Source organism: Terriglobia bacterium (genome assembly GCA_032252755.1).
GTDB lineage: Bacteria > Acidobacteriota > Terriglobia > Terriglobales > Acidobacteriaceae > JAVUPY01.
The window spans coordinates 1-25,819 of the sequence record JAVUPY010000031.1; the positions used below are offsets into that span (position 1 = coordinate 1).

At 58.3% G+C, this 25,819-nt stretch carries 19 protein-coding genes and 1 tRNA gene; 12 read left to right on the forward strand and 8 right to left on the reverse strand.

What is annotated here, in order from left to right; translation table 11 throughout:
• The 3 genes from ROO76_07725 to ROO76_07735 form a co-directional block, all read left to right on the forward strand.
• A partial coding sequence (locus ROO76_07725; protein MDT8068042.1) for a hypothetical protein occupies positions 1–225 on the forward strand: 225 nt, incomplete at its 5' end.
• 73 nt (positions 226–298) lie between these two features.
• Positions 299–2,017 carry a CocE/NonD family hydrolase gene (locus tag ROO76_07730; GenBank protein ID MDT8068043.1) on the forward strand — a complete coding sequence of 573 codons (1,719 nt, stop codon included), beginning with the start codon at positions 299–301 and terminating at the stop codon, positions 2,015–2,017.
• Positions 2,018–2,219: 202 nt separating this feature from the next.
• A complete protein-coding gene (locus tag ROO76_07735; protein ID MDT8068044.1) occupies positions 2,220–2,912 on the forward strand; it encodes a uracil-DNA glycosylase in 693 nt (230 codons plus the stop codon).
• A 24-nt stretch (positions 2,913–2,936) separates the two neighbouring features.
• Here ROO76_07735 and ROO76_07740 read toward each other — a convergent pair whose 3' ends face one another.
• The 3 genes from ROO76_07740 to ROO76_07750 are packed head-to-tail and all read right to left on the reverse strand — an operon-like array spanning position 2,937 to position 5,273.
• Positions 2,937–4,571 (reverse strand): glycosyltransferase family 39 protein, encoded by a 1,635-nt coding sequence (locus ROO76_07740; protein MDT8068045.1) that lies wholly within the window; start codon positions 4,569–4,571, stop codon positions 2,937–2,939.
• 3 nt (positions 4,572–4,574) lie between these two features.
• Positions 4,575–4,865: a DUF3467 domain-containing protein gene (locus ROO76_07745; GenBank protein ID MDT8068046.1), complete on the reverse strand. Its 291-nt coding sequence runs from the start codon at positions 4,863–4,865 to the stop codon at positions 4,575–4,577.
• A 54-nt stretch (positions 4,866–4,919) separates the two neighbouring features.
• Positions 4,920–5,273, reverse strand: a complete 354-nt coding sequence (locus ROO76_07750) for a hypothetical protein (GenBank protein MDT8068047.1) — start codon at positions 5,271–5,273, stop codon at positions 4,920–4,922.
• 191 nt (positions 5,274–5,464) lie between these two features.
• On the opposite strand from ROO76_07750, the gene ROO76_07755 reads away from it, so the two are divergent.
• The 7 genes from ROO76_07755 to yihA all read left to right on the forward strand — a co-directional run bounded on the left by ROO76_07755 (position 5,465) and on the right by yihA (position 15,464).
• Positions 5,465–6,052 carry a class I SAM-dependent methyltransferase gene (locus tag ROO76_07755; GenBank protein ID MDT8068048.1) on the forward strand — a complete coding sequence of 196 codons (588 nt, stop codon included), beginning with the start codon at positions 5,465–5,467 and terminating at the stop codon, positions 6,050–6,052.
• A 78-nt stretch (positions 6,053–6,130) separates the two neighbouring features.
• Positions 6,131–6,216, forward strand: a tRNA-Leu gene (locus ROO76_07760).
• A 307-nt stretch (positions 6,217–6,523) separates the two neighbouring features.
• Positions 6,524–8,932 (forward strand): endopeptidase La, encoded by a 2,409-nt coding sequence (gene lon / locus ROO76_07765; GenBank protein MDT8068049.1) that lies wholly within the window; start codon positions 6,524–6,526, stop codon positions 8,930–8,932.
• 106 nt (positions 8,933–9,038) lie between these two features.
• Positions 9,039–9,794, forward strand: a complete 756-nt coding sequence (locus ROO76_07770) for a phenylalanine 4-monooxygenase (protein ID MDT8068050.1) — start codon at positions 9,039–9,041, stop codon at positions 9,792–9,794.
• 131 nt (positions 9,795–9,925) lie between these two features.
• On the forward strand, positions 9,926–11,227 hold the full coding sequence (locus tag ROO76_07775; protein MDT8068051.1) for an amidohydrolase: 1,302 nt from the start codon (positions 9,926–9,928) through the stop codon (positions 11,225–11,227).
• A 109-nt stretch (positions 11,228–11,336) separates the two neighbouring features.
• The gene (locus tag ROO76_07780; protein ID MDT8068052.1) at positions 11,337–14,840 is read left to right on the forward strand and encodes a PAS domain-containing protein; all 3,504 of its coding nucleotides are present in this window, start codon (positions 11,337–11,339) and stop codon (positions 14,838–14,840) included.
• Between the two features lie 9 nt (positions 14,841–14,849).
• A complete protein-coding gene (gene yihA, locus ROO76_07785; protein ID MDT8068053.1) occupies positions 14,850–15,464 on the forward strand; it encodes a ribosome biogenesis GTP-binding protein YihA/YsxC in 615 nt (204 codons plus the stop codon).
• A 112-nt stretch (positions 15,465–15,576) separates the two neighbouring features.
• Here the strand turns inward: yihA and ROO76_07790 are convergent, their stop codons facing one another.
• Positions 15,577–16,338: a BON domain-containing protein gene (locus ROO76_07790; GenBank protein MDT8068054.1), complete on the reverse strand. Its 762-nt coding sequence runs from the start codon at positions 16,336–16,338 to the stop codon at positions 15,577–15,579.
• Positions 16,339–16,556: 218 nt separating this feature from the next.
• Between ROO76_07790 and ROO76_07795 the strand changes: the two genes are divergently transcribed.
• Together ROO76_07795 and ROO76_07800 are read left to right on the forward strand one after the other, a co-directional pair.
• Positions 16,557–17,783: an alpha/beta fold hydrolase gene (locus ROO76_07795; protein MDT8068055.1), complete on the forward strand. Its 1,227-nt coding sequence runs from the start codon at positions 16,557–16,559 to the stop codon at positions 17,781–17,783.
• A 36-nt stretch (positions 17,784–17,819) separates the two neighbouring features.
• Positions 17,820–19,070, forward strand: coding sequence for an alpha/beta fold hydrolase (locus ROO76_07800; GenBank protein MDT8068056.1), 1,251 nt, complete (start codon positions 17,820–17,822; stop codon positions 19,068–19,070).
• A gap of 56 nt (positions 19,071–19,126) precedes the next feature.
• Here the strand turns inward: ROO76_07800 and ROO76_07805 are convergent, their stop codons facing one another.
• The 4 genes from ROO76_07805 to ROO76_07820 all read right to left on the reverse strand — a co-directional run bounded on the left by ROO76_07805 (position 19,127) and on the right by ROO76_07820 (position 25,773).
• Positions 19,127–19,900 carry an isoprenylcysteine carboxylmethyltransferase family protein gene (locus ROO76_07805; GenBank protein MDT8068057.1) on the reverse strand — a complete coding sequence of 258 codons (774 nt, stop codon included), beginning with the start codon at positions 19,898–19,900 and terminating at the stop codon, positions 19,127–19,129.
• 197 nt (positions 19,901–20,097) lie between these two features.
• Positions 20,098–20,802, reverse strand: coding sequence for a PP2C family protein-serine/threonine phosphatase (locus ROO76_07810; GenBank protein ID MDT8068058.1), 705 nt, complete (start codon positions 20,800–20,802; stop codon positions 20,098–20,100).
• Between the two features lie 264 nt (positions 20,803–21,066).
• Entirely contained in the window at positions 21,067–21,735 is a 669-nt protein-coding gene (locus tag ROO76_07815) for a protein-L-isoaspartate(D-aspartate) O-methyltransferase (GenBank protein ID MDT8068059.1), read from the reverse strand.
• A gap of 51 nt (positions 21,736–21,786) precedes the next feature.
• A complete protein-coding gene (locus tag ROO76_07820) occupies positions 21,787–25,773 on the reverse strand; it encodes a translocation/assembly module TamB domain-containing protein (protein ID MDT8068060.1) in 3,987 nt (1,328 codons plus the stop codon).
• Between the last annotated feature and the right edge of the window lie 46 nt (positions 25,774–25,819).

A 25,819-nucleotide genomic window follows, 5' to 3' on the forward strand; every position in this document is an offset into this window, starting at 1 on the left:
ACATTGGCAATCACCGACAGCGAATTCAGTCCTTTGGCTCGTCACTGCGATGCACATCTGCTCGCGTCGGTGGCTAATTCGTCGCTGGCGGCCTCGTACACGGCAGCGGTCGCGCTGCTGAACTGCATCCTGGTGGCCTGCGCCCACATCGCGCCCGAGCGCTCGCTGGATATGCTTAAACGGATTGAGCACGACAAGCATAGCGGCGAGCGTTGGGCCGAATAGGCTTATTCGCCGAAAAGGCGGTTCGTTTTCTTCTGCACGCAGCGGGTCCATAACTTCGTCTCGAGGAGGCACTATGCTTCGCCGGGCTACTTTCGTACTCTTTTTTCTTTCACTCGGTATTCATGTTTTCGCGCAGCAACAGTCGTACGGCATCAAGCCGGAGTTCGACCGCTGGGTAACCATGCGCGACGGCGTCAGGTTATCGGTCGACATCTATCGGCCCGACGCCCCCGGCAAGTTCCCCGTCATTCTTAGCCGCACTCCCTACACGAAGCCCAGCGCCTACGAGATCGCGAAGAACTTCGTCACGCACGGCTACGTCTGGGTTGCGATGGATGTGCGTGGGCGCGGAGATTCCGAAGGCACCTTTGTTCCCTATCGCCACGACGCACTCGACGGGTACGACGCGATCGAATGGTGCGCGAAACAGCCGTGGTCCACAGGCAAGGTCGCAACTATTGGCGGCTCGTACAACGGCATGATTCAGTGGCTAACCGCCGTCACACAGCCACCTCACCTCACGACGATGATCGCGATGGTCAGTCCATCCGACCCGTTCGTTGAATTTCCAACCGGCGTGCCCTTGCCCCTCGACATCAGCTGGCTTCACCTGACCGCCGGACACTTGATGCAGAACATGGACGCTGTCGACTGGAAGAAGCTGATGTGGCACCTCCCGTTGTATGACCTGGACGAAGCCGCCGGCCGCCCCAACCAAGGCTGGAAAGACGATATTGACCACGCGCAGGATGGCCCGTACTGGGCACCTCTTCACTATCAGGACAAATTTGATCGCGTGAAGGTTCCGGTGCTGCACATCTCCGGTTGGTACGACGACGAGCAGATTGGCACTCCTCTGAACTTCATCGGCATGACGGATAAGTCGCAACCAGAAGCCGTCCGCGAGGGACAGAAGCTCATCATGGGGGCCTGGCCTCACGCAATCAACTCCACTACCAAGATGGCCGACGTCGATTTCGGCCCCACCGACAAGATCGACATGGAAGGCCTGTGGCTGCGCTGGTTCGATCACTGGCTCAGGGGCGTCGATAACGGTATCGACAAGGAACCGCCGGTGCATATTTTCATCATGGGTGCGAACAATTGGGACGACGAAAACGAATGGCCGATCGCTCGCACAAAATACACCAAGTACTTCCTATCGAGCGCCGGTCACGCCAACACGCTCGACGGCGACGGCAGACTCAGCCCACAATCGCCTGCGCAAGATGCCACGGACAAGTACACCTATGACCCGGCAGATCCCACGCCGTTCATTACCGCGCCGTCGTTCGCGCAGATCGGCGGTCCCGATGATTACCGCGAGGTGGAGCGCCGGCAGGACGTTCTCGTCTATACATCCGAACCGGTCGCCGAAGACACGCTGGTCTGCGGGCCCATCCGGGCACAGCTTTACGCGGCATCTTCAGCCAAAGACACTGACTTCATGGCCAAACTAGTCGACGTCTGGCCTAATGGCTACGCCCAACGTCTGAGTGATGGCATGGTCCGTGCGCGGTTTCGCCAGGGGATGAACAAACCCGAGTTGATCGAACCCGGAAAGATTTACGCCTACGACATCAATCTCTGGAACACCTGCGACATGTTCAAGAAGGATCACCGTATCCGGCTCGAAGTTTCGTCTTCAGCGTTTCCGAAATACGACCGGAATCTGAACACGGGAGAGGCGCTCGGAAAAACTTCACACATGGAGAAGGCGAACCAGCAGATTTATCACGATGCGCAGCATCCATCATTTGTTCTGCTGCCGATCGTGCCGGCAAAGGATTGAGACCTATCGGGGAACGGCCCACCTGATCTGATGGCCTGTTGCCTCGTATCCGGCTAAATTTTAGAGATGTGACTGCCAGCAAGCCAACAGGGCAGGCGCTCTCTGTCTCGAACCTTTGCAAGAACTATGGCGAGGTCTCACCGGTAGCCGACATCATGGTTCATGTCGGCTCCACCCCTGGTCCTTCCGTTATCATTGGGACATGCCCTCCGCTCTCTCGGTCCTCAACCGTGAAATCGTCTCCTGTCGCCTGTGCCCGCGCCTCACCGACTATCGCGAGGCTATCGGCCGGGAGAAACGTCGCGCCTATCTCGATTGGGAGTACTGGGCAAAGCCCGTGCCCGGCTTCGGCGACCCGAATGCCCGCGTTCTCATTCTTGGTCTTGCGCCGGGCGCCCACGGCTCCAACCGCACTGGACGCCCCTTCACTGGCGACGCCTCGGGCAAGTTCATGTACCCCGTACTGCACAAAACCGGTTTCGCGTCGCAACCGAACGCGGACAGTCGCGAGGACGGCCTTCGCCTGATCGACGCGTACATCACTGCGGCAGTCCGCTGCGCGCCACCGGATAACAAACCTACGCCGGACGAAATCACCGCCTGCGCTCCCTATCTCGATCGTGAATTAGCCGCGCTGAAGAATGTCATAGTTGTGGTCGCCCTGGGCCGCATCGGCTTCGAAGCCTATCTGAACTTCCTCAAACGCCAGGGCCACACCATCTCGAAGAAGAACTACGCCTTCGGTCACGCCGCCGAATACACGATGCCCAACGGCGTCATCCTGCTTGCCTCCTACCACCCGTCCAACCAGAACACGGCCACCGGCAAACTCACCGAAATAATGTTTACTGAGATTTTCAGGCGGGCAAGGAAATTAGCAGAAGCAAAGCGCTGAGGAGGTTGTCTTCCGATCTTGCGATTACCAGATTCCCCGATTACCCGATTTCCCCATCCCCAGTGGCCCGATGAGATCACGCGATGGCACAATTTTCTTCGCGTTTTGCACGTGCTCTACCATGATCACTGCCGCCCACTGTCCGCCGCGCTCCTCGCTCCACACGATCCGACCCTGCATCAGCATCGCTGCCTGTTCCGGCCGAAAATCTTCGTGATAGCCGAAGAACCGCTCCTGCAGCCGGTTCCACCACACAAATCCTGCAAGGAAATTTCTCGGCGGGTCGTACTTGGTATTGAAGATGAACACCGCGTCGAAGAGATCGCGCTGTTTCACGGCGGCGAGTATTTGCGGGGCTGAGAAGTCTTCCACACGAACCACCGTCATGGGCTTCTTCACGTAACCGAGAAACGGCCGGTTCAACTCATCCGATCCTGGCCACGCCGTCAGCACCGTCGCTCCCGGATGGTTCTTCTGCAGGTACGCCGCCGCGTCGGCGTGAAGGTGAACGAAGTCGCTGTAAGCGAGATTGTCTTCCGGCGCAATTCTCCAGGGGGGATTGAAAATCAGCGCGACCACAAACGCCGCCGCCGACAACCCGCACCACACTGTCCAAGGCTTCATGTGCCGATACAACGCAGTAACCGCCAACAAAATCACGAGCGGAATCGCCGGGAGCATATAGCGCGCCAGGGCCGCCCCACCCACAATCGAGAACGCGACAACGTGCGCGAGAATAATCAGCCCGAACAGAATCTTCGTCTCGCTGTCGATTCCTTTTCGGTCCCGCCCGTTGTCCGCGACGACCGGTTCTCGCACCACAACCGCTGCTGCAACCGTCAGCACGAACAGGTTCATGTACCCGAACGTGTGCCATAGCCGGATTCCGAGCGCGACAAAGATACGCAGCGGACTCAAAGTCGAGTCCAGGTTGTACTGCAGATATTCCGGATTCCCCAGAACGTATCCCGTGCGAAAGTAGTGGTATACATACCAGATCAGCAGCGGGACAGAGCTAAGCAGCATAGTCGCCGCAGCGCCCAAGCGAATCGGCGCCTTCTCCTTCTTCACCCGCGAGATGCCCGCCCGCAGCACCTCCCAGCCGAAGATCACAAACGGCGTGATGAGTGCCGTCTCTTTCGTCAAGGCCGCGAGCGAAAACATGAGCACCGCGAGCCAGCGCCGCTCCTCTATATAGAAGTAGAGCGCCCACAGGGTCAGCGCCATCACCGGCATATCCAACTGTGCAAGTGACGACTGCGCGAACATGATGGGGTACAGCGCGGTCAGAATCACCGTCGCGGTTGCCACTTTCGAGTTCACTACACGCTGCGCCAGTTTCCACAAGCCGAGCAGCCCAAACGCCGCCACCAGCAGCATCGCTGTGCGCGTCACCGCGGGCGTGTAGTTGCTCAGCTTCCACCACCCGGCCAGCCAGATCATCACGAGTGGAGGGTGGGCGTTCGACAGAGTTGTATGCGGAATCAGGTCGCCGGTGAGCAAGAAGTCGCGCGCGGCCGGGATGAAGTATCCCGCCTCATCCCAGAAATATGGCAACCGCAGCACCGGCCCATGCAGCAGCCAGATGGCGCAGAAGATGCCCGCGAACCCGTACGCCGTCCGCGGGAGGGGTAACGGCAAGCTTTCGCGCGAACCCATGGATTAGTGAATCGGCCCCGGCGCGAGTTTCGGATCCAGTTTGATTTCGCCGAAGGTTTGCTCGTAGTTTGCTACGTTCTGCGCCAGGATCGTCGCCAGCGCCTTCGCCTGCTGTGGGCTCAGGTAGATTCCCTGGAAGTTACGGACTTCAACACGGTCCTCGATAGGAACAAGCGTTCCGAACACGAGGAAGAAGTCCCATACGTTTACACGCACCTGCACGCTGTTGGAATAGCCGTCTCGGTACTCTTCTGAATTTGTGACTTTGATTTCAGGCTGGTTAGGAATGGTCATGCGGGTTTCTCCGAACCCGTCAAGAGTAACAGAAGCAGGCACCAGTATCGCGGATCAGAAGCCGTGAGGGTGTTCTTCGGGTCCCAGCACTGTCCGGCAGAAACCACCCACGACACAACCAAGCATCGCCAGTACGACCGCCATTCCGCCCAGCGTCCACATGCTCGGCGAAACCAGGTATATGTCGCTCATAACCGGCTCGTTGGTCCTGATGTAGTACTCCGAGCCAATCACCGCGATCGCCAGCACAATGCAGAGATGAAACCGGTATCGCGCGTTCAGGTAAGCGACGCTGATGGCCGTGGCCAGCAGGATCACCGCCATGTAGCTGGCAGGCCAACTGTTGTAGTCGCCATAGAACCACAGTGCCGCGCCGAGAAATGTCACAAATAAACCGAACGTCTCCATCGGTATTCAGTCCTCGTCGACATCTACCCAGCCAAGGGCACGAGCTGATGCAAAAGGGACTAGCCCTTTTCGGGGGAGCGATCTGGGAGAGCTATACAGTGGTCGAATCTTAGCGCAAGTTGGAGAATTCTGGAACTCAGATTTTCGTGGGGGCTCGTGTCGTGCCTGACCGGTTACACTCCTCGGAGCAGATGAACTTGAAAGACAAGTCGAACGGATACGAGGCCTGCGCCGAAATGTTCATCCGCGTGCGCAACCCTCGAATCGGTGCGGACATTCTTCAAGATTGGGCTCGCTCCCTGCCGAAAGATGCCAGCGTCCTTGACCTCGGCTGCGGTCACGGCATTCCAATCTCTCAGGTCCTGGTAAACCAAGGTATCTCCGTCTTCGGTATAGACGCCTCTCCCACCCTAATTTCTGAATTTCGCCGCCGCTTCCCTGACTGTCAAACCGAATGCGCTGCCATAGAAGACTCCAACTTCTTCAGCAGGAGGTTCGATGGTGTGGTTGCGTGCGGTTTGGTTTTTCTGCTGGAGGCCGATACCCAGCGGCTCCTCATACAGAAGACTGCGACAGCCCTCCACCCGTGCGGCCATTTTCTGTTCACCGCCCCAACAGAACCCTTGAGTTGGCAAGATTCTGTGACTGGTCTTCAGTCCGTTTCATTGGGTGACAAACGTTACCGGGAAATCCTGCGAGAGAACGGCCTTGTAATCATGGGTGAACGAACAGACGCAGGTGAGAACCACTACTATCTTGCGACGAAGAATGGCCCTTGAGTTCTCTGGTGCCTCTCACCGAACCATGGCACAATAAATATGAAATCCCTTATTGGAGCGTATCGCTCCTCAGCGTGTGCGGGGATGGCGAAATGGCATACGCGGCAGCCTTAGGAGCTGTTGCCCTCACGGGCGTGGGGGTTCAAGTCCCCCTCCCCGCACCACCTTATCGAATGCGCGTATCTGCAACTGGATTTGTACACCGATTTCAATCCGGGAATTTTGTCTCAAACCTTCGCGGCACATTCGCTGTACCTCAGCTCCTAAGTTGCTGACTCTGTTTGGCTCCCGTATCGGCACTGCAGTATCCGGTTCTTTAGTGACCTTTTCGCGTTACTAGCGTGAGGGTTGCATCGGTTGAAGCGCTACGGTCGATGTAGTAGGCTGCGAATAACGTAGTTTTAGTGGGCCCAAGGGGTTCGAGGGCTTCGATTCTGTAAGCGAAGCCGGGTGCCACGGGAGGCATGGCGAGTGAGCCAGACCAAGGAAAAGTTCGAAACCAAAAAGCTGCCGATGATGCCCATCCGCGATGTGGTCATCTTCCCTTTCATGATGACCCCGTTCGTGGTTGGTCGCGAGTCGAGCGTCCGCGCCCTGGAGGAAGCTCTCGCCGGTGACAAACGCATCTTCTTGGCCACCCAGCACGACGCCAGCGTCGACGAACCCAAGCCGAACGAAATTTTCCAGGTCGGCACAATCGTCAACATCGTCCAGAGCCTCAAACTGCCCGACGGCAACATCAAGGTCCTTGTCGAAGGCATCGAACGCGGCAAAATTCTCCAAGTCGAGACCACCGACGGCTATTACGACGCAACTGTCCGCACTGTTAAATACACGCCCGAAATGACGCCCCAGGCCGAAGCCGCCATGCAGCGCGTCATCTCGCTCTTCGAGCAGTACGTAAAGCTCTGCCAATCGCTCAATTACGAGACCATGGCCGCCCACGTCCGCATGGACGACATGGGCAAACTCACCGACACCATCGCCGCAAACCTTCAGCTCTCGATTGAGGAAAAGCAGGAACTGCTCGAAATCTTCGATCCCGTCGAGCGCCTCAACCGCGTTGCCGACGTGCTCGACATCGAAATCGAGAAGCTGAACATGGACCGTACCATCCAGTCGCGCGTAAAACGCCAGATGGAACGTGCCCAGCGCGAGTATTACCTCAACGAGAAGATCAAGGCGATCCAGAAGGAACTCGGCCGCGGCGAAAAGAGCGAGTGGGACGAATTGAAGAAGAAGGTCGACGCCGCCGGCATGCCAAAAGACGTTCACGACAAGGCCATCAACGAGTTGAAGAAACTCGAAGCCATGCCGCCGATGTCGGCCGAGTCCACCGTCAGCCGCAACTATCTCGACTGGCTGCTCGCGGTGCCGTGGAAAAAGAAATCCAAGGAAGTCCGCAGCATCGACTTCGCCGAAAAAGTCTTGAACGAAGATCACTACGGTCTGGAGAAGATCAAGGAGCGCATCCTCGAATTCCTCGCCGTCCGCCAGTTGGTGAAGAACCCCAAGGGTTCGATCCTCTGCTTCGTCGGACCTCCCGGCGTCGGCAAGACGTCGCTGGGCATGTCGATCGCCAAGGCCACAGGACGCAAGTTCGTTCGCATGTCGCTCGGCGGCGTGCGCGACGAAGCCGAGGTCCGCGGCCATCGCCGCACCTACATCGGCGCCCTGCCGGGCCAGATCATCCAGATGATGAAGAAGGCCGGCACCAAGAACCCGGTCTTCATGCTCGACGAAATCGACAAGATGTCGATGGACTTCCGCGGTGATCCGTCTGCCGCCCTGCTTGAAGTGCTCGACCCCGAGCAGAACTACATGTTCGTCGACCACTACCTGGACGTCGAGTACGATCTCTCGCAGGTCTTCTTCATCGCAACGGCGAACGTCATTCACACCGTCCCGGCGGCCCTACAGGACCGGATGGAAGTGCTCCGCCTACACGGCTATACCGAGCCCGAAAAGGTCGAGATCGCCAAGCAGTACCTGCAGCGCAAGCAGCGTGAGCAGGCGGGCCTGACGGAGAAGAATCTCCAGTTCACCGACGACGCCTTCCGTTCCATGATCCGCTATTACACGCGCGAAGCCGGCGTCCGCAACCTCGAGCGCGAGATCGGCAACGTCTGCCGCAAGGTCGCCCGCAGAGTCGTCCACGACGGTGAGTCATTCGCGATTGAAATCAACGGCGAGAACACCGCCGATTACCTCGGCGTAGCGAAATTCCGCGATACGCTCGCTAACGAACGCAGCGAAGTAGGTCTCGTCACCGGACTGGCCTGGACTGAAGTTGGCGGCTCAATCCTCAGCACCGAAGTCGCCGTCGTCGATGGCAAGGGCAAGCTGACTCTGACCGGCAAACTCGGCGACGTCATGCAGGAGTCCGCGCAAGCCGCCATGAGCTATGTTCGCTCCCGCTCGCACCGCCTCGGCCTGCCGCGCGACTTTTATCGCAACGTCGACATCCACATCCATGTGCCCGAAGGCGCCATCCCCAAGGACGGCCCCTCGGCCGGCATCACCATGGCTACGGCCATCGCCAGTGCACTGAGCAAAATTCCAGTGCGTCGCGACGTCGCAATGACCGGCGAAATCACCCTTCGCGGTAAGGTTCTTCCCATCGGAGGACTGAAAGAAAAGCTGCTGGCCGCTCAACGCGCCGGCATCCTCGAGGTCATTCTGCCGAAGGAAAACGAGAAAGACCTCGCAGAGGTCCCGGATAACCTTAAGACCGTGATGGTTCTCCGATTCGTCGAAACCATGGACGAGGTCCTGCACCACGCCCTCGAACGCCCGCTGCCCGACGTCCCGGCCGAAGAGGAAACTCCCGGCCTCGGTGCCCTGCAGCCGCCACCGGACACGGCAACCGCACATCAGTGATTGCCAACTCTGGAGTGATCAATAAAGGTCCGCGTATCGCGGACCTTTCATTTCGTGCCTGGATGAACCCTTCTAACCCTCAACAGCATCCTTCTAACAAGACATCATGCAGACTCAGAACCCTGTCAACTTCAAGCTCGCGGAACCCTATCTGTGTTCACAGGATTACGCGTCCTACACTCCCGAGCAACATGAAACTTGGGCCACTCTCGTCGCACGTCGCCGAAGCCAAATCGAGGATCACGCTTGCGCCGAGTATCTCGACGGCTATCAGGCGATCGGAATCCGCAACGACCGGATCCCGAACCTCGCCAACATCACCAGCCGTCTGCAGCCCAGAACAGGTTGGAGCACGACTCCTGTAACCGGCTTCTTACCGGCTCTGGCCTTCTTCGAAATGCTCGCCGCCCGGCACTTCCCATCCACCACATGGCTTCGTGACCGCAGCAGCCTCGAATACACTCCAGAGCCCGACATCTTCCATGATGTCTTCGGCCACGTCCCGATGCACGCCCATAAGGTCTTCGCCGACTTCCTCCAGTACTACGGCCAGCTTTGCCTCTCTGCGCACGACGATATCGCCCTGGAGAAACTTGGCCGCGTCTTCTGGTATACCGTGGAGTTCGGCCTCATCCGGCAGCGCGGCAAATTGAAGATCTTCGGCAGCGGCGTTATCAGTTCCCATGGAGAATCCAGCGCTGTGATCGAGGGCAAATGCGCTGTCGAACCGTTCGACCTCGACACCGTCCTGGACACGCCCGTCAAGGTCGACGAGATCCACAGCATTCTATTCGCCATCGACAGCTTCGATCAGATGTACGACGCCCTGCTCCAGGCTGAGAAGAGGTTATTCCCGCGATAACATCGGTCGTCTACTCTGGGCGCGACTGGAAGTGCCCTGACCGGCAGTTTCCGATGGCACGGCCCCATTGACATCCTGAGGTGCGTCGTATTCTTGCCTGTTGCTCTCTTTTCGCGTACTTTGCTTGCACCATGTCCCGAGTAGCTCTTTTTATCCTGCTCCTCTGCTCCCCGTTGGCCTTCGCCCAGAAATTCGCTCCATCTGCGCAGGATGTCGACGCTATCTATCCTGCCGCTCAGGCCACCTACGTCGACCTGCACGAGCACCCCGAACTCTCGACGCACGAGATCCGAACTGCGCAGAAGATGGCCGATGCTCTTCGCAAACTCGGCTTCGAAGTGACCACAGAAGTCGGTGGCACTGGCGTCGTCGGCGTCCTGAAGAACGGTCCCGGCCCTACCGTCCTGATCCGCACCGACATGGACGCCCTTCCCGTTCTCGAACGCACCGGCCTTTCTTACGCGAGCAAAGTCGTGGCTAAGGACGACTCGGGGCACGAAGTTGCCGTCATGCACGCCTGCGGACACGATCTCCACATGTCCTCGTGGCTAGGCACCGCCACGCTGCTCAGCCAAAACAAGAACCGCTGGCGCGGAACCGTCGTCATGATGGGACAGCCGGCAGAGGAGCAGGTCAAAGGTGCACGTGCCATGTTGCAGGACGGTCTCTTCACCCGCTTCCCTAAGCCCAATTTCGCGATCGCCATTCACGACTCGCCCGACTACGCCGCCGGCACCGTTGCGATCGTTTCAGGCGCCGCTCTCGCCAGCTCCGATGCCATCGAGATCACCGTATTCGGTAAAGGCGGACATGGAGCTTATCCCAACCACACCATCGATCCCGTCGTGATTTCCGCTCGCATCATCCTCGCGCTGCAAACCATCGTCTCCCGCGAGACCAGTCCTTTCGATCCAGCCGTCGTCACCGTCGGGTCCATTCACGGAGGCACTCGCGGCAACATCATTCCGGACGAGGTCAAACTCCAGCTCACTATTCGCAGTTACCGAGACGAAGTCCGCGAACACACTATGACGGCTATCCGCCGTATCTGCGACGCCGAAGCGACTGCCGCTGGCGCTCCGCGTATGCCCGAGATCACCAACCCGGAGTCCGTGCATTCCACTTACAACGACCCCGTACTTTCAGAACGCCTGACTGCTGCCCTCACGAAGTCAATGGGCGCCGACCATGTCCTCCCCGGCAGGCCCGTGATGGGTGCGGAAGACTTCAGCGAAATCGGCCGCGCCGGAGTCCCCGCCATCATGATATGGGTCGGTGCCGCCGATCCCGCCAAACTGGCCGAATCCCAGAAGACTGGCATTCCGTTGCCCCCACTACACTCGTCTCTCTTCGCTCCAGCGCTTCCTGACGCCCTCCTCACCGCCATCCGCGCCGAAGCGACCGCCGCCTTCGAGCTACTCGGACAACCTTAGTACTTCTCGGGAATCCAATGCCTTTCGCGGAAAATGCCGCCGGCAAATTGGCATTTTCCTCGAATCTGACTAGGATATGTAAACAGGCTGTTCCCCCCTGGGACTCCCGATGCACGAAGTAGCCAGCGCCCATTCCGGTTCCCTGCAGCAGCGACTTCAGGTCGTCGCCGACTCCGGCACCCTCGCCATCTGGGAGGCCGATCTCGACACCGGCGAAATCGTGTGGAGCACCCAGGGTTATCACCTGCTCGGCATCCCTCCGGAAGACGGGGCCAGGACAATGCACGAGTTGCTCGCACGACTTCACCCGGAAGACCGTCCGCGCGCGCTCGCTGCGATCGAGGATGCCGTTGCCGCAGGCGTCCCGCATCGCCGAGACCGTTTCCGCATCGTCCAGCCTGACGGGACCATCCGCTACATCGCGGTTCATGCCAATTTCATCGCCGGGCCCGACCGCAAGGCGCACCGAATGATCGCGCTCGCGATCGATGTCACCGACCTCGCCGAGAAGGAAAACCGCCTTGTCGAAACGGAGGAGCGTCTCCGAACCGCTTACGCAGCGGCCAAGGTCTGGACCTGCCGTCTCGACCTCGAGCACTGGGTCATCACCCGGCCTTTGCAGCCGGACGATACCGGCACCCCGCAATTCGGCCCCGAGCAAACGTTCATCGACTGGCTTGAGCGCGTCCACCCCGAAGACCGCCCGCGAGTCGAATCGGGCATGCGTCGCGCCATTGAAACCGGCGAACTTTGGGAAGACGAATTCCGCCTTCTCTGGCCCGACGGCCGCTACCACTGGATTTATGATCGCGGCCGCAGAATCCACGATCCGGGCCAAGTACCTGTCTTCGCCGGTGCCGCCATGGACATCGACGAGCGCAAACTCGTCGAGCAGCAACTCATCGAAAACGAGGAGCGCCTTCGCTCCGCCTACGTCGCCGGGAAGATGTGGCCGTGGGAGATCGAAGTCGGCTCCGGCCAGATCCTCCGCTCCGATAACATGGGCCTCTATCGCGGCCCCGGACACGCCGAATCCATCGCCGTCTCCGCCTGGCTCGACTATGTTCATCCCGACGACCGCGACCGTGTCCACGCAGCCATTCAACGCGCGTTCGAAGGTGAAGGCCAGTACAGTTGCGACTACCGCCTGCGCTGGAATGACAACACCTATCACTGGGTAAGTTCTCGCGGAGGCCTCATACAGGATGGTCGCGGCTCATGGAAGCTGATGGGCATCGGTCGCGACATCACTGACGAGAAAGCGACCGAACACGCGCTCCAGGAGAGCGAACGCCTGCGCCTGCTCGCCATCGAAGGAGCGCAAATGGGCGTCTTCTTCCAGGAGATCTCTTCAGGTAAGGTTCGCTGGTCTGATCGTCAGTTCGAACTCTTCGGCATGTCGCGGGAGCATTTCGCCGATCACCGCGATGACTTCCGTCGCCTCGTCCTTCCCGAAGATCTCGTTACCATCGACCGGGAATACGACCGTCTGACCAGCAATCACGCGCGGCGTTTCCGCTTCGAATTCCGCATCCGGCGCCCCAGCGACGGCAAGGTCCGCTGGATCAACTCCGTCGGCGAATTCAACTACGACGAATCCGGTACCCCCATCAGTATGATGGGAGTCAACTCGGACGTTACCGATCAGAAAGCCCACGAGCAGGAGGTCTGGGAAATCCAGAAACTCCGCTCCATCGCCCTCAGCGCCGCTGAGATGGGGGTCTGGCAGCAGGACCTCACCACTGGAAAGATCACATGGACAGAACGCGAGTTCGAACTTTTTGAAGTTCGTCCAGAGGAATTCGATGGCACGCCAGTCACTGCCTTCCGGCACATCGTTCCCGAGGATCGCGAGCGGTTCTATCGTGAATGGGAGTACCTGGTCGCCAATCACGAACCCCGGCACGTCACCGAATTCCGTATTCAACTTCCTGACGGTGCAATCCGCTGGGTAGCGGCTGTTGGCGAACTGGTTTACAACGAGCATGGCGAAGCCATCCAGAGCATCGGCGTCAATTTCGATATCACCAGCCGCAAGCATCAGGAAGAGGCGCTTCGCGAAAGTGAACGCCTTCGCCGTTTATCGCTCAGCGCTGCCCATATGGGAGCTTTCGAGTGGAACGTTGTCAACGGGGACATCTCCTGGTCCCCCGAGCAGTACGAGTTGCTTAACTTTGACCCGGTTTCGACCAAGCCCACGCTGGAACTGTTCGAAAACCGCGTCCATCCCGACGACCTGCCGCGCATTCGAGACTTGATGAGTCGCCTCATTGCGAAGCAGGAAAAGGCATACCGCGCCGAATTCCGAATCATCTGGCCCGACGGAACCACCCGCTGGATTCGTACCCTCGGCGAATTGGTCTATGACGACGCCGGTCAGGTCATCCGATTGTTCGGCGTCAACTGGGATATCAGCGACCAGAAAGAAGCGGAACAACAGATCGTCCAACTCAATCGCGAACTTCAGCGCAAGGTCGCCGATTTCGAAGCCCTCATGCACGCCATGCCTGTAGCCGTCGCCGTCGGCCTCGATGCCGAATCCAGCGACATTCGGGTTAATCCGACTTTCGCCCAAATGCTCGGGGTAAAGGACGGGGCTCAGAATCTCTCGTCTAGTTCCCCGGGGGCTCGCAGCCTGCCCTATCGTTTCCTCCGCGAGGGCGTGGAGATCCCGCCCAATGAACTACCTCAGCAGAAGGCCGCCCGCCTGAAACAGGAAATCCGCAACGAAGAATTTGAACTCGTGACCGATGACCGCCACATCGACATGTTCGGTCACGCCGTTCCCATGCTCGACGAATCGGGCAATGTGCGCGGGACCCTCGCCGCCTACATGGATATCACGGAACGCAAGCGCGCGGAAAAGGCCTTGCGCACGAGCGAGAAGCTCGCCACCGCCGGCAAAATGGCCGCCAGCCTTGCCCATGAGATCAACAATCCTCTCGCCGCCGTCACGAATTTGCTCTACCTCGTCGCGCAGGACGCATCCCTCAGCCCGCATTCGCAGAAGTTCATCAACATGGCCACGAGCGAGCTTGCCCGTGTCAGCCAGATCACCCGTAACATCCTCGCCTTCTACCGTGAGTCTCATTCGCCCATCCACGTCGATATCGGCGAACTCGTAGCCAGCGTCCTCGAACTTTACACTCCCAAGATTCGCCACTCCAATGTGGAAGTCGATTTCCGCAGAAACGGCGCCTGCTCCATCGTCGCTTTCCCTGGAGAACTCCGCCAGGTTTTCTCTAATCTCATCGTCAATGCAGTAGACGCGATGCCGAAAGGCGGAAAGCTCCACATCCGTGTTCGCCCGGCGCAGAATCGCCGGTCGCAGCAATCCGGCGTCAGGCTTGTCGTAGCAGATAGCGGCAGTGGCATCCCACGCGACCACCTAACTCACCTCTTCGAACCTTTCTTCACGACGAAGGGTGAAAAGGGCACGGGCCTTGGATTGTGGGTCTCTCGCGATATTATTAGTAAGCACGACGGCACCGTTCACATCCGAACCGCTTCCGGAGCACAAAAGAGTGGAACCTGCTTTTCCATCTTCTTGCCCGCCGAAAGCGCTTCAGTGCGAAAACGTGCCGGCAAGAAAGCGGCTTCAACCAACGCCTGAATGCGAATCATGACCAAGTTCCTGCGAGCCTGTGCCGACCCGCGGCAATTTCCACCGCCGGGACCGCCCGAAATTGCTTTTCTCGGCCGTTCCAACGTCGGTAAATCGAGCCTCATCAATTCGCTCGTCGGAAGTAAGATCGCTAAGACCAGCAATACACCGGGGCGCACTCAAACCATCAATTTCTTCGAAATCCGCTGGCCCGGCCGCCCCAAGCCCGATCTGGTATTCGCCGACCTGCCTGGTTACGGCTATGCTCGTGCGCCGAAGGACCTCGTCCAGGAGTGGCCGAACTTCATCAACCCCTACCTTGAATCCCGCCCCTCACTCGCCCTCTGCGTCTGCCTCGTTGACGGCAACATTCCTCCCCAGCAGAGCGATGCCCAACTTATCGCCTGGCTCCGTCACGTCAATCGACCTTTCGTCGTCGTAGTCACGAAGAGCGACCGCGCCGGTTCGCAGCTGCAGAAGTCTCTAAACGCAATCCGACAGGAACTCGGCGTAGAAGACCTGCTCACCTTCTCCGCTAAGACCGGCCAGGGCCGCGAAACCCTCTGGAAGAAACTCCGCGAAGCCGGCAATAAGCTCCAACCCCCAGAAATACTGAACAGCGCCTCCGACTGACCTCGTAAGGTCAACGGAAGCCCTGCCCAGTTGCCTCCCACAGGTTTGTTACGACATTCGACATTGCCGTTCAATCGTCAATGCGAATCTCGTCATTCATCAATCGGCATTACTACTCCATCTGACTCGACACCGCCAGGTTATCCGTCACGCTGAACACTCCCGGCACCGACCGTGCTTGCATTTCCGCAATCTGCCGGTCGAGTTTGCTGCCCACCACGCCATCGAGCTGCACATGGCCGTTTACAACCACGATGCGTATCGGTCTCTGCGGATCAAGTGCATACCCTGGTGGCAACCTGCGGTAGATCGCGCGCGCAACTTCCAGTCGCAGACGATCGTCGTAGAACGAAGTCGGTGCGACTTTAATGTTGTCCACCACCCTCTTCACTCCCGCCGTAGTCTCCACCAGGTTAAGCGCCGATTCCTTGTCGTATGGAGTGCGCACCGTCCCGCCCACGGTAGCCACACCGCTGTTCACACCAATCGTCAGGTTGTTGAACACGCTGCCGAAACCTTCGCGGTCATAGCGCAGTTTGTTCGCCAGCGTATCCTGCAACTGCAGGTCGGAAGCCGTGGTGCCCGCGATCTCAACATCGTCGCGAACTCCGGTTACTCCCTTCCGCTTCCCAATCTTCTGTTCCAGGTTTTTCTTATCGCGATACAGCGGAACCTCACCATTTAGAGTTACGACTCCGTCATTCACTCTCGCCCGAACATCCCTCCACTCCTTCTTTCCATTAAGTACATTGTTCACTTCTTGCTGGATCTTCTGGTCGTTCGCATCTCCCCGGCGCTCTCCTGCAAACGCCGGGAGCGCAAGCACTGACACCAAGACCCATGCCATCCACACCCCTTTTATTCTGTTCAGCATAGGATCCTCACCGTTATGTAAAGTTATATGTAAGTATTAACTTACATCTGTAAAAACCCGAGCCTGCGCTATAAGTTTCTTTCTCGCCCGGTAGCCTGCCCCATCGGTGGTACGAAGATCCATCCCTCCACTCTACAATTAGGAGCTGATAGAATACGGCACCAAGGTGGGGCGAGGCCGGTCCAAGTACGCCCACGGACCTGAGCCGCCGAGGAAAAGTGGCGAAGTACGTTTTTGGCCCGTATCACCTCGATGCGAGTGAGCGAAGACTCATCTCTGGCAATGAGGAAGTCCGCCTCCGAGCCAAGTTGTTTGACACTCTACGTGTGTTGGTAGAGAACGCAGGTCGCCTCGTCCGGAAGGACGAGCTTATGCAGGCGGTCTGGCCTGATTCTGTCGTCGAGGAAAACAATCTCGATCACTGTGTCTCGCAGCTTCGCAAGTTGTTTCATCCCGCAAAGTACATCGAGACTGTTCCACGTCACGGATATAGATTCACTGCAAACGTGACGCCAGTTCATCCCCTGCACCTGGTGGAACTCCAACCTGCTGTCCAAAGATCCGATGCACCCGACCAGGAAATCCAATTCTTTACCGCCAGCGATGGCGTGCGTATCGCTTTTACCAAGGGCGGCAGTGGACCGACTCTGGTTCGAACCATCGATTGGTTGAACCATCTGGATTTCGAGTGGAAGAGCCCCTTCTTGAGGCATTGGCTATCCGAAATCATGCGCCATCACACCCTCGTTCGATACGACCAGCGGGGCAGCGGCCTTTCTGATTGGAATGTCGACGACTTCTCCTTCGAACGCACGATTCAGGACTTCGAGGAACTCGTCGACGCCGCCGGCCTTGGGAAGTTCGCAATTCTTGGCGGTTGCCAGGGGGCGGCGGTGGCTGCCGCATATGCTGTCCGTCATCCTGAACGAGTCACCAGGCTGATTTTCACCGGCGCGTTCGCCAATGGATGGCCGGCACCCGGCGACAGCGTTACGGAGCAATTCAACGCACTGCTCACGCTGATTCGGCTCGGGTGGGGGCGCGACAATCCCGCCTTCCGCCAGCTCTGGACCACGCTCTTTCGGCCGGATGCGGATTCCGTCGAAATGGACTGGTTGAATGAGCTTCAACGAATCTCAACTTCGCCCGAGAATGCGGTGCGTATGATGTCGGAATTCCCCAAGATCAAGATTCTCGACCTCTTGCCAAAGATCTCCTGTCCAACCCTCGTCCTCCATTCGCGCGACGACGCGGCTATTCCTGTTCAGGAAGGCCGACTGATTGCCACACGAATTCGTGGGGCACGCTTCGTTGAGTTGCCCAGCCGGTCGCATCTGGTCAGCCCGGGAGATCCCGGATGGCAAATCTTCGTCCGAGAGCTCTCCGCGTTTCTCGAGTGGACGAGAATCGACAATCAAGAATCCGCGACTGCGTCAGCGGGATAATCGGCCTCATCATGAACATGCCGAGGCGGAGGATGTATGGAGCGTTACACCTTTGCAGAGTTCACCCTCGATGTCGATGAACACCGTTTTCTGAGAAACGGCGTCGAAATCCGGCTGCGCGGAAAATTGTTCGAGACTTTGAGCATTTTTGTGCAGAACCCCGCCAAACTCCTCCGAAAGGAAGAGCTTCTTGAGATGATCTGGCAGGGCAGGATTGTCGAAGAAAACAATCTCGATCACTGCGTCTCGCAACTTCGAAAACTCCTCGGGGACAAGGGGAACAAGTTCCTTGAAACCGTTCCTCGCCAGGGCTACCGATTTCTTTGCCCCGTTCGAAGGCTCACCGCCGAGGTCGATCTCACTGTCAACAATGTTCTCCCAGGACAAGTCCCTCAAGTCCCGTCACAGGAAATCCAGTCTTTTCGGACCAAGGATGGGGTAAACATCGCTTACTCCCGGTGCGGCTCGGGCCCGCCTCTCGTCAAAGCAGCCAATTGGCTGAATCACCTCGAGTTTGAATGGCAAAGCCCGATCTGGGCCCACTGGGTGGCCGAGCTCACGAAACACCACACGTTGTATCGTTACGATGAACGAGGTAACGGCCTATCCGATTGGAACATTTCTGATTTTTCGTTTGAGGCCTGGGTACGCGACTTTGAACAACTGATCGATACCCTGGAACTCGACAGGTTCGCTCTTCTTGGGATCTCGCAGGGCGGTGCTGTCGCGGTATCGTACGCCGCTCGTTTCCCAGAGCGCGTCAGCAAACTCGTCCTCTATGGTGCATATTCCCGCGGTTGGCTGTTCCGTAACTTGCCTTCCGAAATCGAACGCCGCAATGCACTTCTCACTCTCGTGAGACTAGGATGGGGAAGGGATAATCCGGCCTTCTGGCAATTGTGGACGACACTATTCATGCCAGGTGCGACACCCGAACAAGCCAACTGGTTCAACGAACTGCAGCGAAGAACCACCTCGGCGGAGAACGCCGTACAACTCCTCGCCGAAGCAGGAAAGATAAACGTTCTGGATCTCCTGCCCAAGATCCAGTGCCCTACTCTGGTACTACATTGCAAAGACGATGCGGCGATCCCAGTCTCGGAAAGTCGTCTCCTGGCCGCGAGAATTCCCGGCGCAAAATTCATCGAACTCCCTAGCCGCAACCACCTGGTGCTACCGCAGGAACCCGCATGGGGAATCTTCCTCCGGTCTTTGCATGAGTTTCTTGGTTGGGAGCACACCGTTCAGACTTTCGACCGATTGCGGCAATCGGCCCCTGCGTCATAGACAACAAGAAGGGCGACACTGAAGCCGCCCCTCCGCCTCGACCGCCTCTTTGGGACCTATGCCACCGGACGATAACTCCTCGCCGGTTCTTTCTCCATCCGGTACGGCACCAGTGATGGCATAAGCTTCGGCACCCGCTTCCGGTAGTCCTCGTAATGGGCTCCGTGAATCGTTACGAGATCGCGCTCTTCCCAGCCGATTGCCATCAGGATATACACCGATGTCATGACCGCAAAAAGCAGGTGCGCGCCCGTCATGGTGGGCGTCGCCCAGAAGGCGATGAACCACCCAATATACAAAGGGTGCCGCACAAACTTGTAGAAGAGCGGAGTACGGAATTCGAGGTGCGTATATGGCTTCCCTGCCAGGAACAACGTCACCTGCCGAAGTCCGAACAGGTCGAAGTGGTTGATTAAGAACGTCGTAACCAGAACCAAAGCGAAGCCAAAACCAAATACCATGTTAATCGCGTTCCGGATTGCAGGATCAGCGACGTCCCAGATCACGCCGCCGATCGGCTCCCAGAACGCGAACATAGCTATGAGCGCGAGACTCGAGCAGAGAACATATGTGCTGCGCTCAGCCGGCTCCGGGATGAATTTTGTCAGAAACCGCTTGAATGCCGGCCGCGCCATCGCGCTGTGCTGGACGGCAAATAGGCCCAGCAGCAGCGTGTCAATCAGCAATGCCTGCCAGAACGGAACCCGCGCTGCGGAGTCCAGTGATCTCGGGACAACCATATTCCCGATAAACCCAACGGCATAAAGAAATGTGAGAAAAAACACGGCGTAACTCACCACGCCGTACACGAAGACTGTCACTCGCTTCATCATGAACTTTCCATCCTCTCTCTTCGGGCCCCGGCTGCATCCGGTATCCCCACGTGATGCAACGAGCTTATCTACGCATTGAATGGAAGTCCTTGAATCAACCTGAAATCTGGCTGAGAGTTTTCTGAAAGTCGTTTCCTGCGGAGAAGTGCTCGTCTTGAAAACTGGTTCGGCGGGAGGCCGCCAGGTCTCGCACCTCATTTTGAGCGCCGCAATACCATGATGCTCGTGTCGTCCAGTCGATTCTCCCGCGTCAAATCAGTAGAGGCATCGAGCAGGGTTGATATCGTCAACAGCGGTGCGGCATCAGCAGCTTTCGCTGCCAGCGCTGCGACCCATCCGATCGAGAAATCTTCACGATGGTCCCTTCTTTCTATCAGCCCGTCAGAAAAGGCAACGATCGATTCGCCTCTTCTCAAATCGACGTCTTGGCACTCATATCGTGGACTGGAAAACACCCCCAGCAATGGGCCACCCGCAGTCGCAATCTCAAAGTTAACGTCGCCCCGAATGATCACAGCAGGCGGGTGCCCGGCCAGCGCGCACGAAACCACGCTGCTGCCTTCCTCGAAGCACAGAGCTACTGCGCTCATTAGAGGCGCTCGGACCCGCGACTCCAAAATCTCCGAATTAAGCCGGCTCAACAGATCGCACACGTTTTGCGATCCTTCTGCCGCACGATGCACAAGGTCGATGACGTGTGTAAGCCACATCGCCGCCGAGAGTCCCTTGCCCATTAAGTCGCCCAAAACGATAAAGGTCTTTCCACGATGCTGCAGACTGTGAACGAAATCCCCGCTCACGTGACGCGCCGGTATGATTGTTGAGGCGAATTCAAAGGCACCCAGGTGCTGCAATTCGGGCGCGCAGAGCGCGCGGTGAACTTCCGTCGCCCCTTTCATAGCCACCGTTGTCTCGCTCGCGATGTGGCTGCACTTCCCATTTCGGCAAATTTGACTATTGCGGACATGATGCCTCGGGTACTTTGCACGGGTCTCTCGTCTCACGCTCTCGTCCCTCCTCGATCCGTCGAGCATGAGGTCATTAGGCCCGATTGCGCGAGCTTTCGTCCTTTTATCTGGCTGATATTGATCTGAATTTGTTCTGAAAACGTCTTCGAAGAACTCCATTGCGGAGCGTAGAAAGTGCTTCAATGGAACTGTCGCTCAGTGCGGATTCGTGAATCCGCACTCCCCGATCAGCGGCACGAACCGGCAACCTTCAAGATTGCTGGCGTAAATCTCCCCCTGGCTCTTCCTTACGAGTTGCAGTACCTGCATCTCCGACGTCCCCACCGGAATTATCATCCGTCCGTCGTCCTGCATCTGGTCGATCAATGGCTGCGGAACGCTCGGGGCAGCCGCCGCCACCAGTATCCGGTCGTACGGCGCGTGCTCTGGGAATCCAAGCGTCCCGTCGCCAACCACAACTTCGATATTCTCGTACGCCAGTCGCACAAAGATCTCCCGCGCCCTCTCCGCCAGCGAAGCGTGCCGCTCGACCGTGTAAACCTGTCGCCCCAGGCGCGACAGCACCGCCGCCTGGTATCCCGTCCCCGTTCCGACCTCGAGCACCACATTCTCCGGTTCGACCGCCAGCAACTGCGTCATCAGCGCGACAATGTACGGCTGCGATATCGTCTGCTCTTCCCCTATCGGTACCGGCTGGTCTTCGTACGCGCGAAACCGTCCGGCCTCCGGTATGAACTCATGCCGCGGAACCTCTTCCGTTGCTCGCAGCACTCGTTCGTCGTGAATGCCGCGCCGGCGAAGCTGGTGCTCCACCATCGCTTGCCGCCGCGACACATATGGATCGGGTTCGAAGAGATGTTGCACGTCGAAAACTCAGTGCCGGGGTTGGGTCACTTAGTTGGCCGCAACCTGTGCCTACTTCTTGCGCTGGCGAATCCGCACGTCAAAGCCCAGCACTCCTGTCTGATCGCGGACCCCCTGCAGGGAAAGGTCCCTCGTGATATTCCACTCCACTTGGATAATCTGCTGCGCCGATTGCGAGAGGTTGGTGATGTAAGTGATGGTGATTTTGTTCGAGACCTGCTGCTCGATCGTGAGCCGCGCGTTGGTATTGTTCTCCGCTCCGCCCACCTGCGGATCGATCTTGATCCGGCTCACCCCGAATAGTCGTTGCATGCGGCTGCTCACGGTGGCATTCAGCGCCTGCCCAAGCAGCGCGTTCTCGTCGCTCTCGCTCAGGGCCTGCTGTTGAGGGTTATACATCTGTGCCGTAGCCGACTCCTGCCTCGTTCGGCCCAGCGCCAGCAGCGCAATGATGTCCGCGGTCGGCAGCGGCGGATCCGACCGGTAATTGATGCTCGGCCGGTCCGCCGGTCCGTGGAACCCCAGCGTGATGTCGTAGTCTCGAACCCGTGCCGACGCTTCGATATCCAGTACCGGTTGAATCTGCGCCGGATTATTGAAACTGATCTCTCCGCGTTCGAGGTGATATGTCGTGCTGTTGAAGACGATGTCACCTTCGAAAATGTTCACACGTCCCAGCAGCACCGGCCTCGCCGCCGTCCCGCGCAGACGAACATCGATGCTCCCGGTCACCTTTGCCAGCGAAGTCTCCAACTGCAGCTCCGGCGTCGAGATAATGTGCACATCCAGTCGCAGCCCATTGAGCGGCGAATCCGGATTCACCATCACTTGCGGCTGCCGGCTCTTCGCCAAGTACGAAGCAAAATCGAATCTTGGGTTCACTCCAAATCGCGTCACCGTGACGTCGCCCGAGAGCAGCGCGTTCTTCGGCGTGCCCGCCAAGGTCAGGTTCGCGTCCCCCGATGCACTTACGCCGGGGGGATACCGCAGCCGTATCTCTTTCCCCTGCGCAACCAGGTTGAAAGTTACCCCGTTGCTGTATGTGATAAATCCGGTGATATTGAGATCCCCGCCGCCGGTATGCGCCGTGAGTGTACGAATCTGCAGCCGATCCTCGTTGAAGAACATCGTCCCATTGATGTTGCTCAACCCATTCGGCAGATCGACATACGACATCGCGCCGTTTGTGATCTGGATCCGCCCGCGAATTCTCGGATGCTCGAACGTCCCGCTAGCATTGAGATCGATCGTACTCAGTCCCGCAGACGTGTACTCAGGCCTGAAGCTCTGCAGGATTTTCATGTTCACACTGCCCGTCGCGCGTGCCGCGATGTCGTTCTTACCCGCGAGTCCTATATGCCCTGTGGCTGTGAAGTCCGTCCCTTCTCCCACCAGGTGCAGGGCCTCAATCCCGAGCATCTGATTCTGCACCGAGAACAGGATGAGCCCCTGGTTCGCAACCTTGATGTTCTCAATGCCCGCTACCAGCGAATCGAGCTGCCCTCGCGCAGAAAGTTTCGCCGGCTCGCTCAGCGGCCCATCCAACTCGACCCGCCCCGCCAGCAATGTATGACTCGTCGTATGGAACTGCTTCACATAGGCCGCGAACACCGGATCTATGTCGAGGTTCCGGAACGTCACCACAAGATGCGCCGGGAAGCTCTCGCGCAGATATATCGTCCCATTCATCTGGAGCTCTGCATTCGCAAACTGCGATACTCCCTGCAGCGTCATCTCCGTGCCCCGCGTAGTCGCATCCAGATCGATCGCGCCCTCACGCTCGCCTCCGAACGTGAGGTCTCGCAGATGCAATTTCGCATTGACAGTCGGCGCGCTCCGGGTCCCCGAACCCGCAGCCTCCAGTTGCGCCGTTCCCTCAATGTGAATCCTCTTCTCCTGCAGCAGGTGCAGTCGCGCGAGTTGAATCGTCCCACTGCGAAGGCTGAAGCGGAACGCTGTGGTCTGAGCGTTATATGCTCCCGTTGCGTTCAACTCACCGGCCGGATTCATTGCTTTCAAGTTCAGGAACCGAACTTCACCGCGGCTGAACTCCAAGTCCGAACTGATCGAGACGTGTGTTTCGCCGTAGAACGTCGCATCTCTCAGATGTACGCGGCCCCCGCCCTGCAAATTGTTCGCTGTACCCTTCACCTGCAAATCTGCATCCAGCCGCCCGGAAACCGGGTAGTCGTATCCAAGTAACGACTGCACATCGCGAATCTCCGCATTCCCTAACTTCCCGCGCACTGTCAATGGTGAAGAATCCGTAAACCGGCTCTTTGTCAGTCCGATGTTGGCGTCGAATGTGGCCTGTGCACTGCCGCGCACCAGCGTGGCATTCGATGCCGTAACCTGCGAGGGCGAGTAATGGATTTCGGCCACGAGGGAATCCCAGTGCACCGGCCCCGTCTGTCCCGGGTGTCCCGCGCGCGCAGCCTCCATCGGGAGAATGGTCGTAAAGTCCCGCACTTCAACATGCCCTGCAGCGCTCAGGGCCGCGAAACTCCCGGATACTGTTCCATTGAAGACCGCTGGACCATTCAACTCAACGGGATAGGTATTGCCCGCCTGCAGCGTCCGCAAAATTGGCTGGAACTCTGCCGCGCGTTTCGATTGCGCGTTCGCCTTCAACTGCAGTCGGTACGCCCCGATGCTTCCCTGTATGGAAACTGTACTCTCCGGCGTCGTCAGATGCGCGCTCGCAATCTCCATCGTCTGGGTTCGATGGAAGAACGTGCCGCGCACATCGGCTGTGACCGGAAGTTCTCCCGCCGGAGTCACGGTTCGCGGGCTCACCTGCAGCGCAAGATCCGCCCGCGAATCCTGCAATGATCCGCGCCATGTCAGCTTCACCGTTCCGGCCGTTTCGCCATCAAAATGCAAATCCCGCAGCGGCAAAGAACGCGAGGCCGCCGCTTGCGCCACATCCCGCAGTTGCACACCATTCAGGCGGAGGTCCATCGATCCGGCCTGGTCGTTCGCGGCCATCCAGTTCCGAATCTCACCTTCGCCACTCACCATCCCACCCAGCGCCTTTGCCGAAATTGCCTTGAACGCCATCGTCGCACGATCGACGGCATACCCGCTCTGTCCAGACAGGTTCGCGACGCGGACGCTGCCATCATCGAAGTGCAGCCCCGCGAACTTCATGCTTCCAGTTGTCACCGATCCCCGCGGCGCAAGCTTCGCCGTCCCCTGCAGATCCACGCTCCCAGCCTTCAGGTCGCGTATCCGCGCTGTCGCCGCCATCTCACGAACATCGATATGGGCGTTGTATTTGAGATCGGCCGCGAGATGCTCAAAGTCGCTGATGGTTCCGCTCGCCTCAAGCGACGATTTTCCCGATCGCACCGACAGCTTCCGAATCACCCCGCGATCGCGATAAAGACTGAACTCCATCTCCGAAATCGTCGGCAGCGGTCTCCATCCATCGACATGCGCTTCGAGCTTTCCGAGCCCCAATCGCCCGTCGTAGCGCTTCTCCTTGTGATCGAAACTCGAACTGAACGTGACATCGTTCGCGTCTACCGCAATCGGAATCGTCAACTGGTTGAAGATCAGCTCAGCATTGTTCAGTTGCAGCTTTCCCACCGCCAGGTCCACCAGTTGCTCAACTGGCGTTCGGTCGGACACTCGCTTCTTTTCCGGGACAGGCTGGTTCGTCGTCCCATCCGGATAAACAATGATGTGAATGGTCGGATGATCTACAAGGAGGTAGTCAAAATCGAATTCACGATGAAAAAAACTCCGTACCTGCACCCGCGCGAACACCCGGTCGACGTGCGCGAATGGCTTCTCCGAAGGCGCTTCCAGTCCGTGCAGGGTGAGGTCAGTCGCTTCGAACTCCATCTTCGACAGATTCCATCGCACCGCGCTGACCGTTGCTCGTCCCCCGGTTGTCGCCTCAATGCGATGCTCAAGCCATATCCGAACCAGGTTCCGAAAGCCGTCGCTCGTCAAAAACCAGCCAGCCCAGATCACCGCGCCGAGCAGAGCGACTCCGATCAAGCCCTGCAGCAGCTTGCGCCGTCCGCGCATCGGCGGGACCGGACTCTGAGCCTGCGATTTTTGCCCAGCCTCTAGC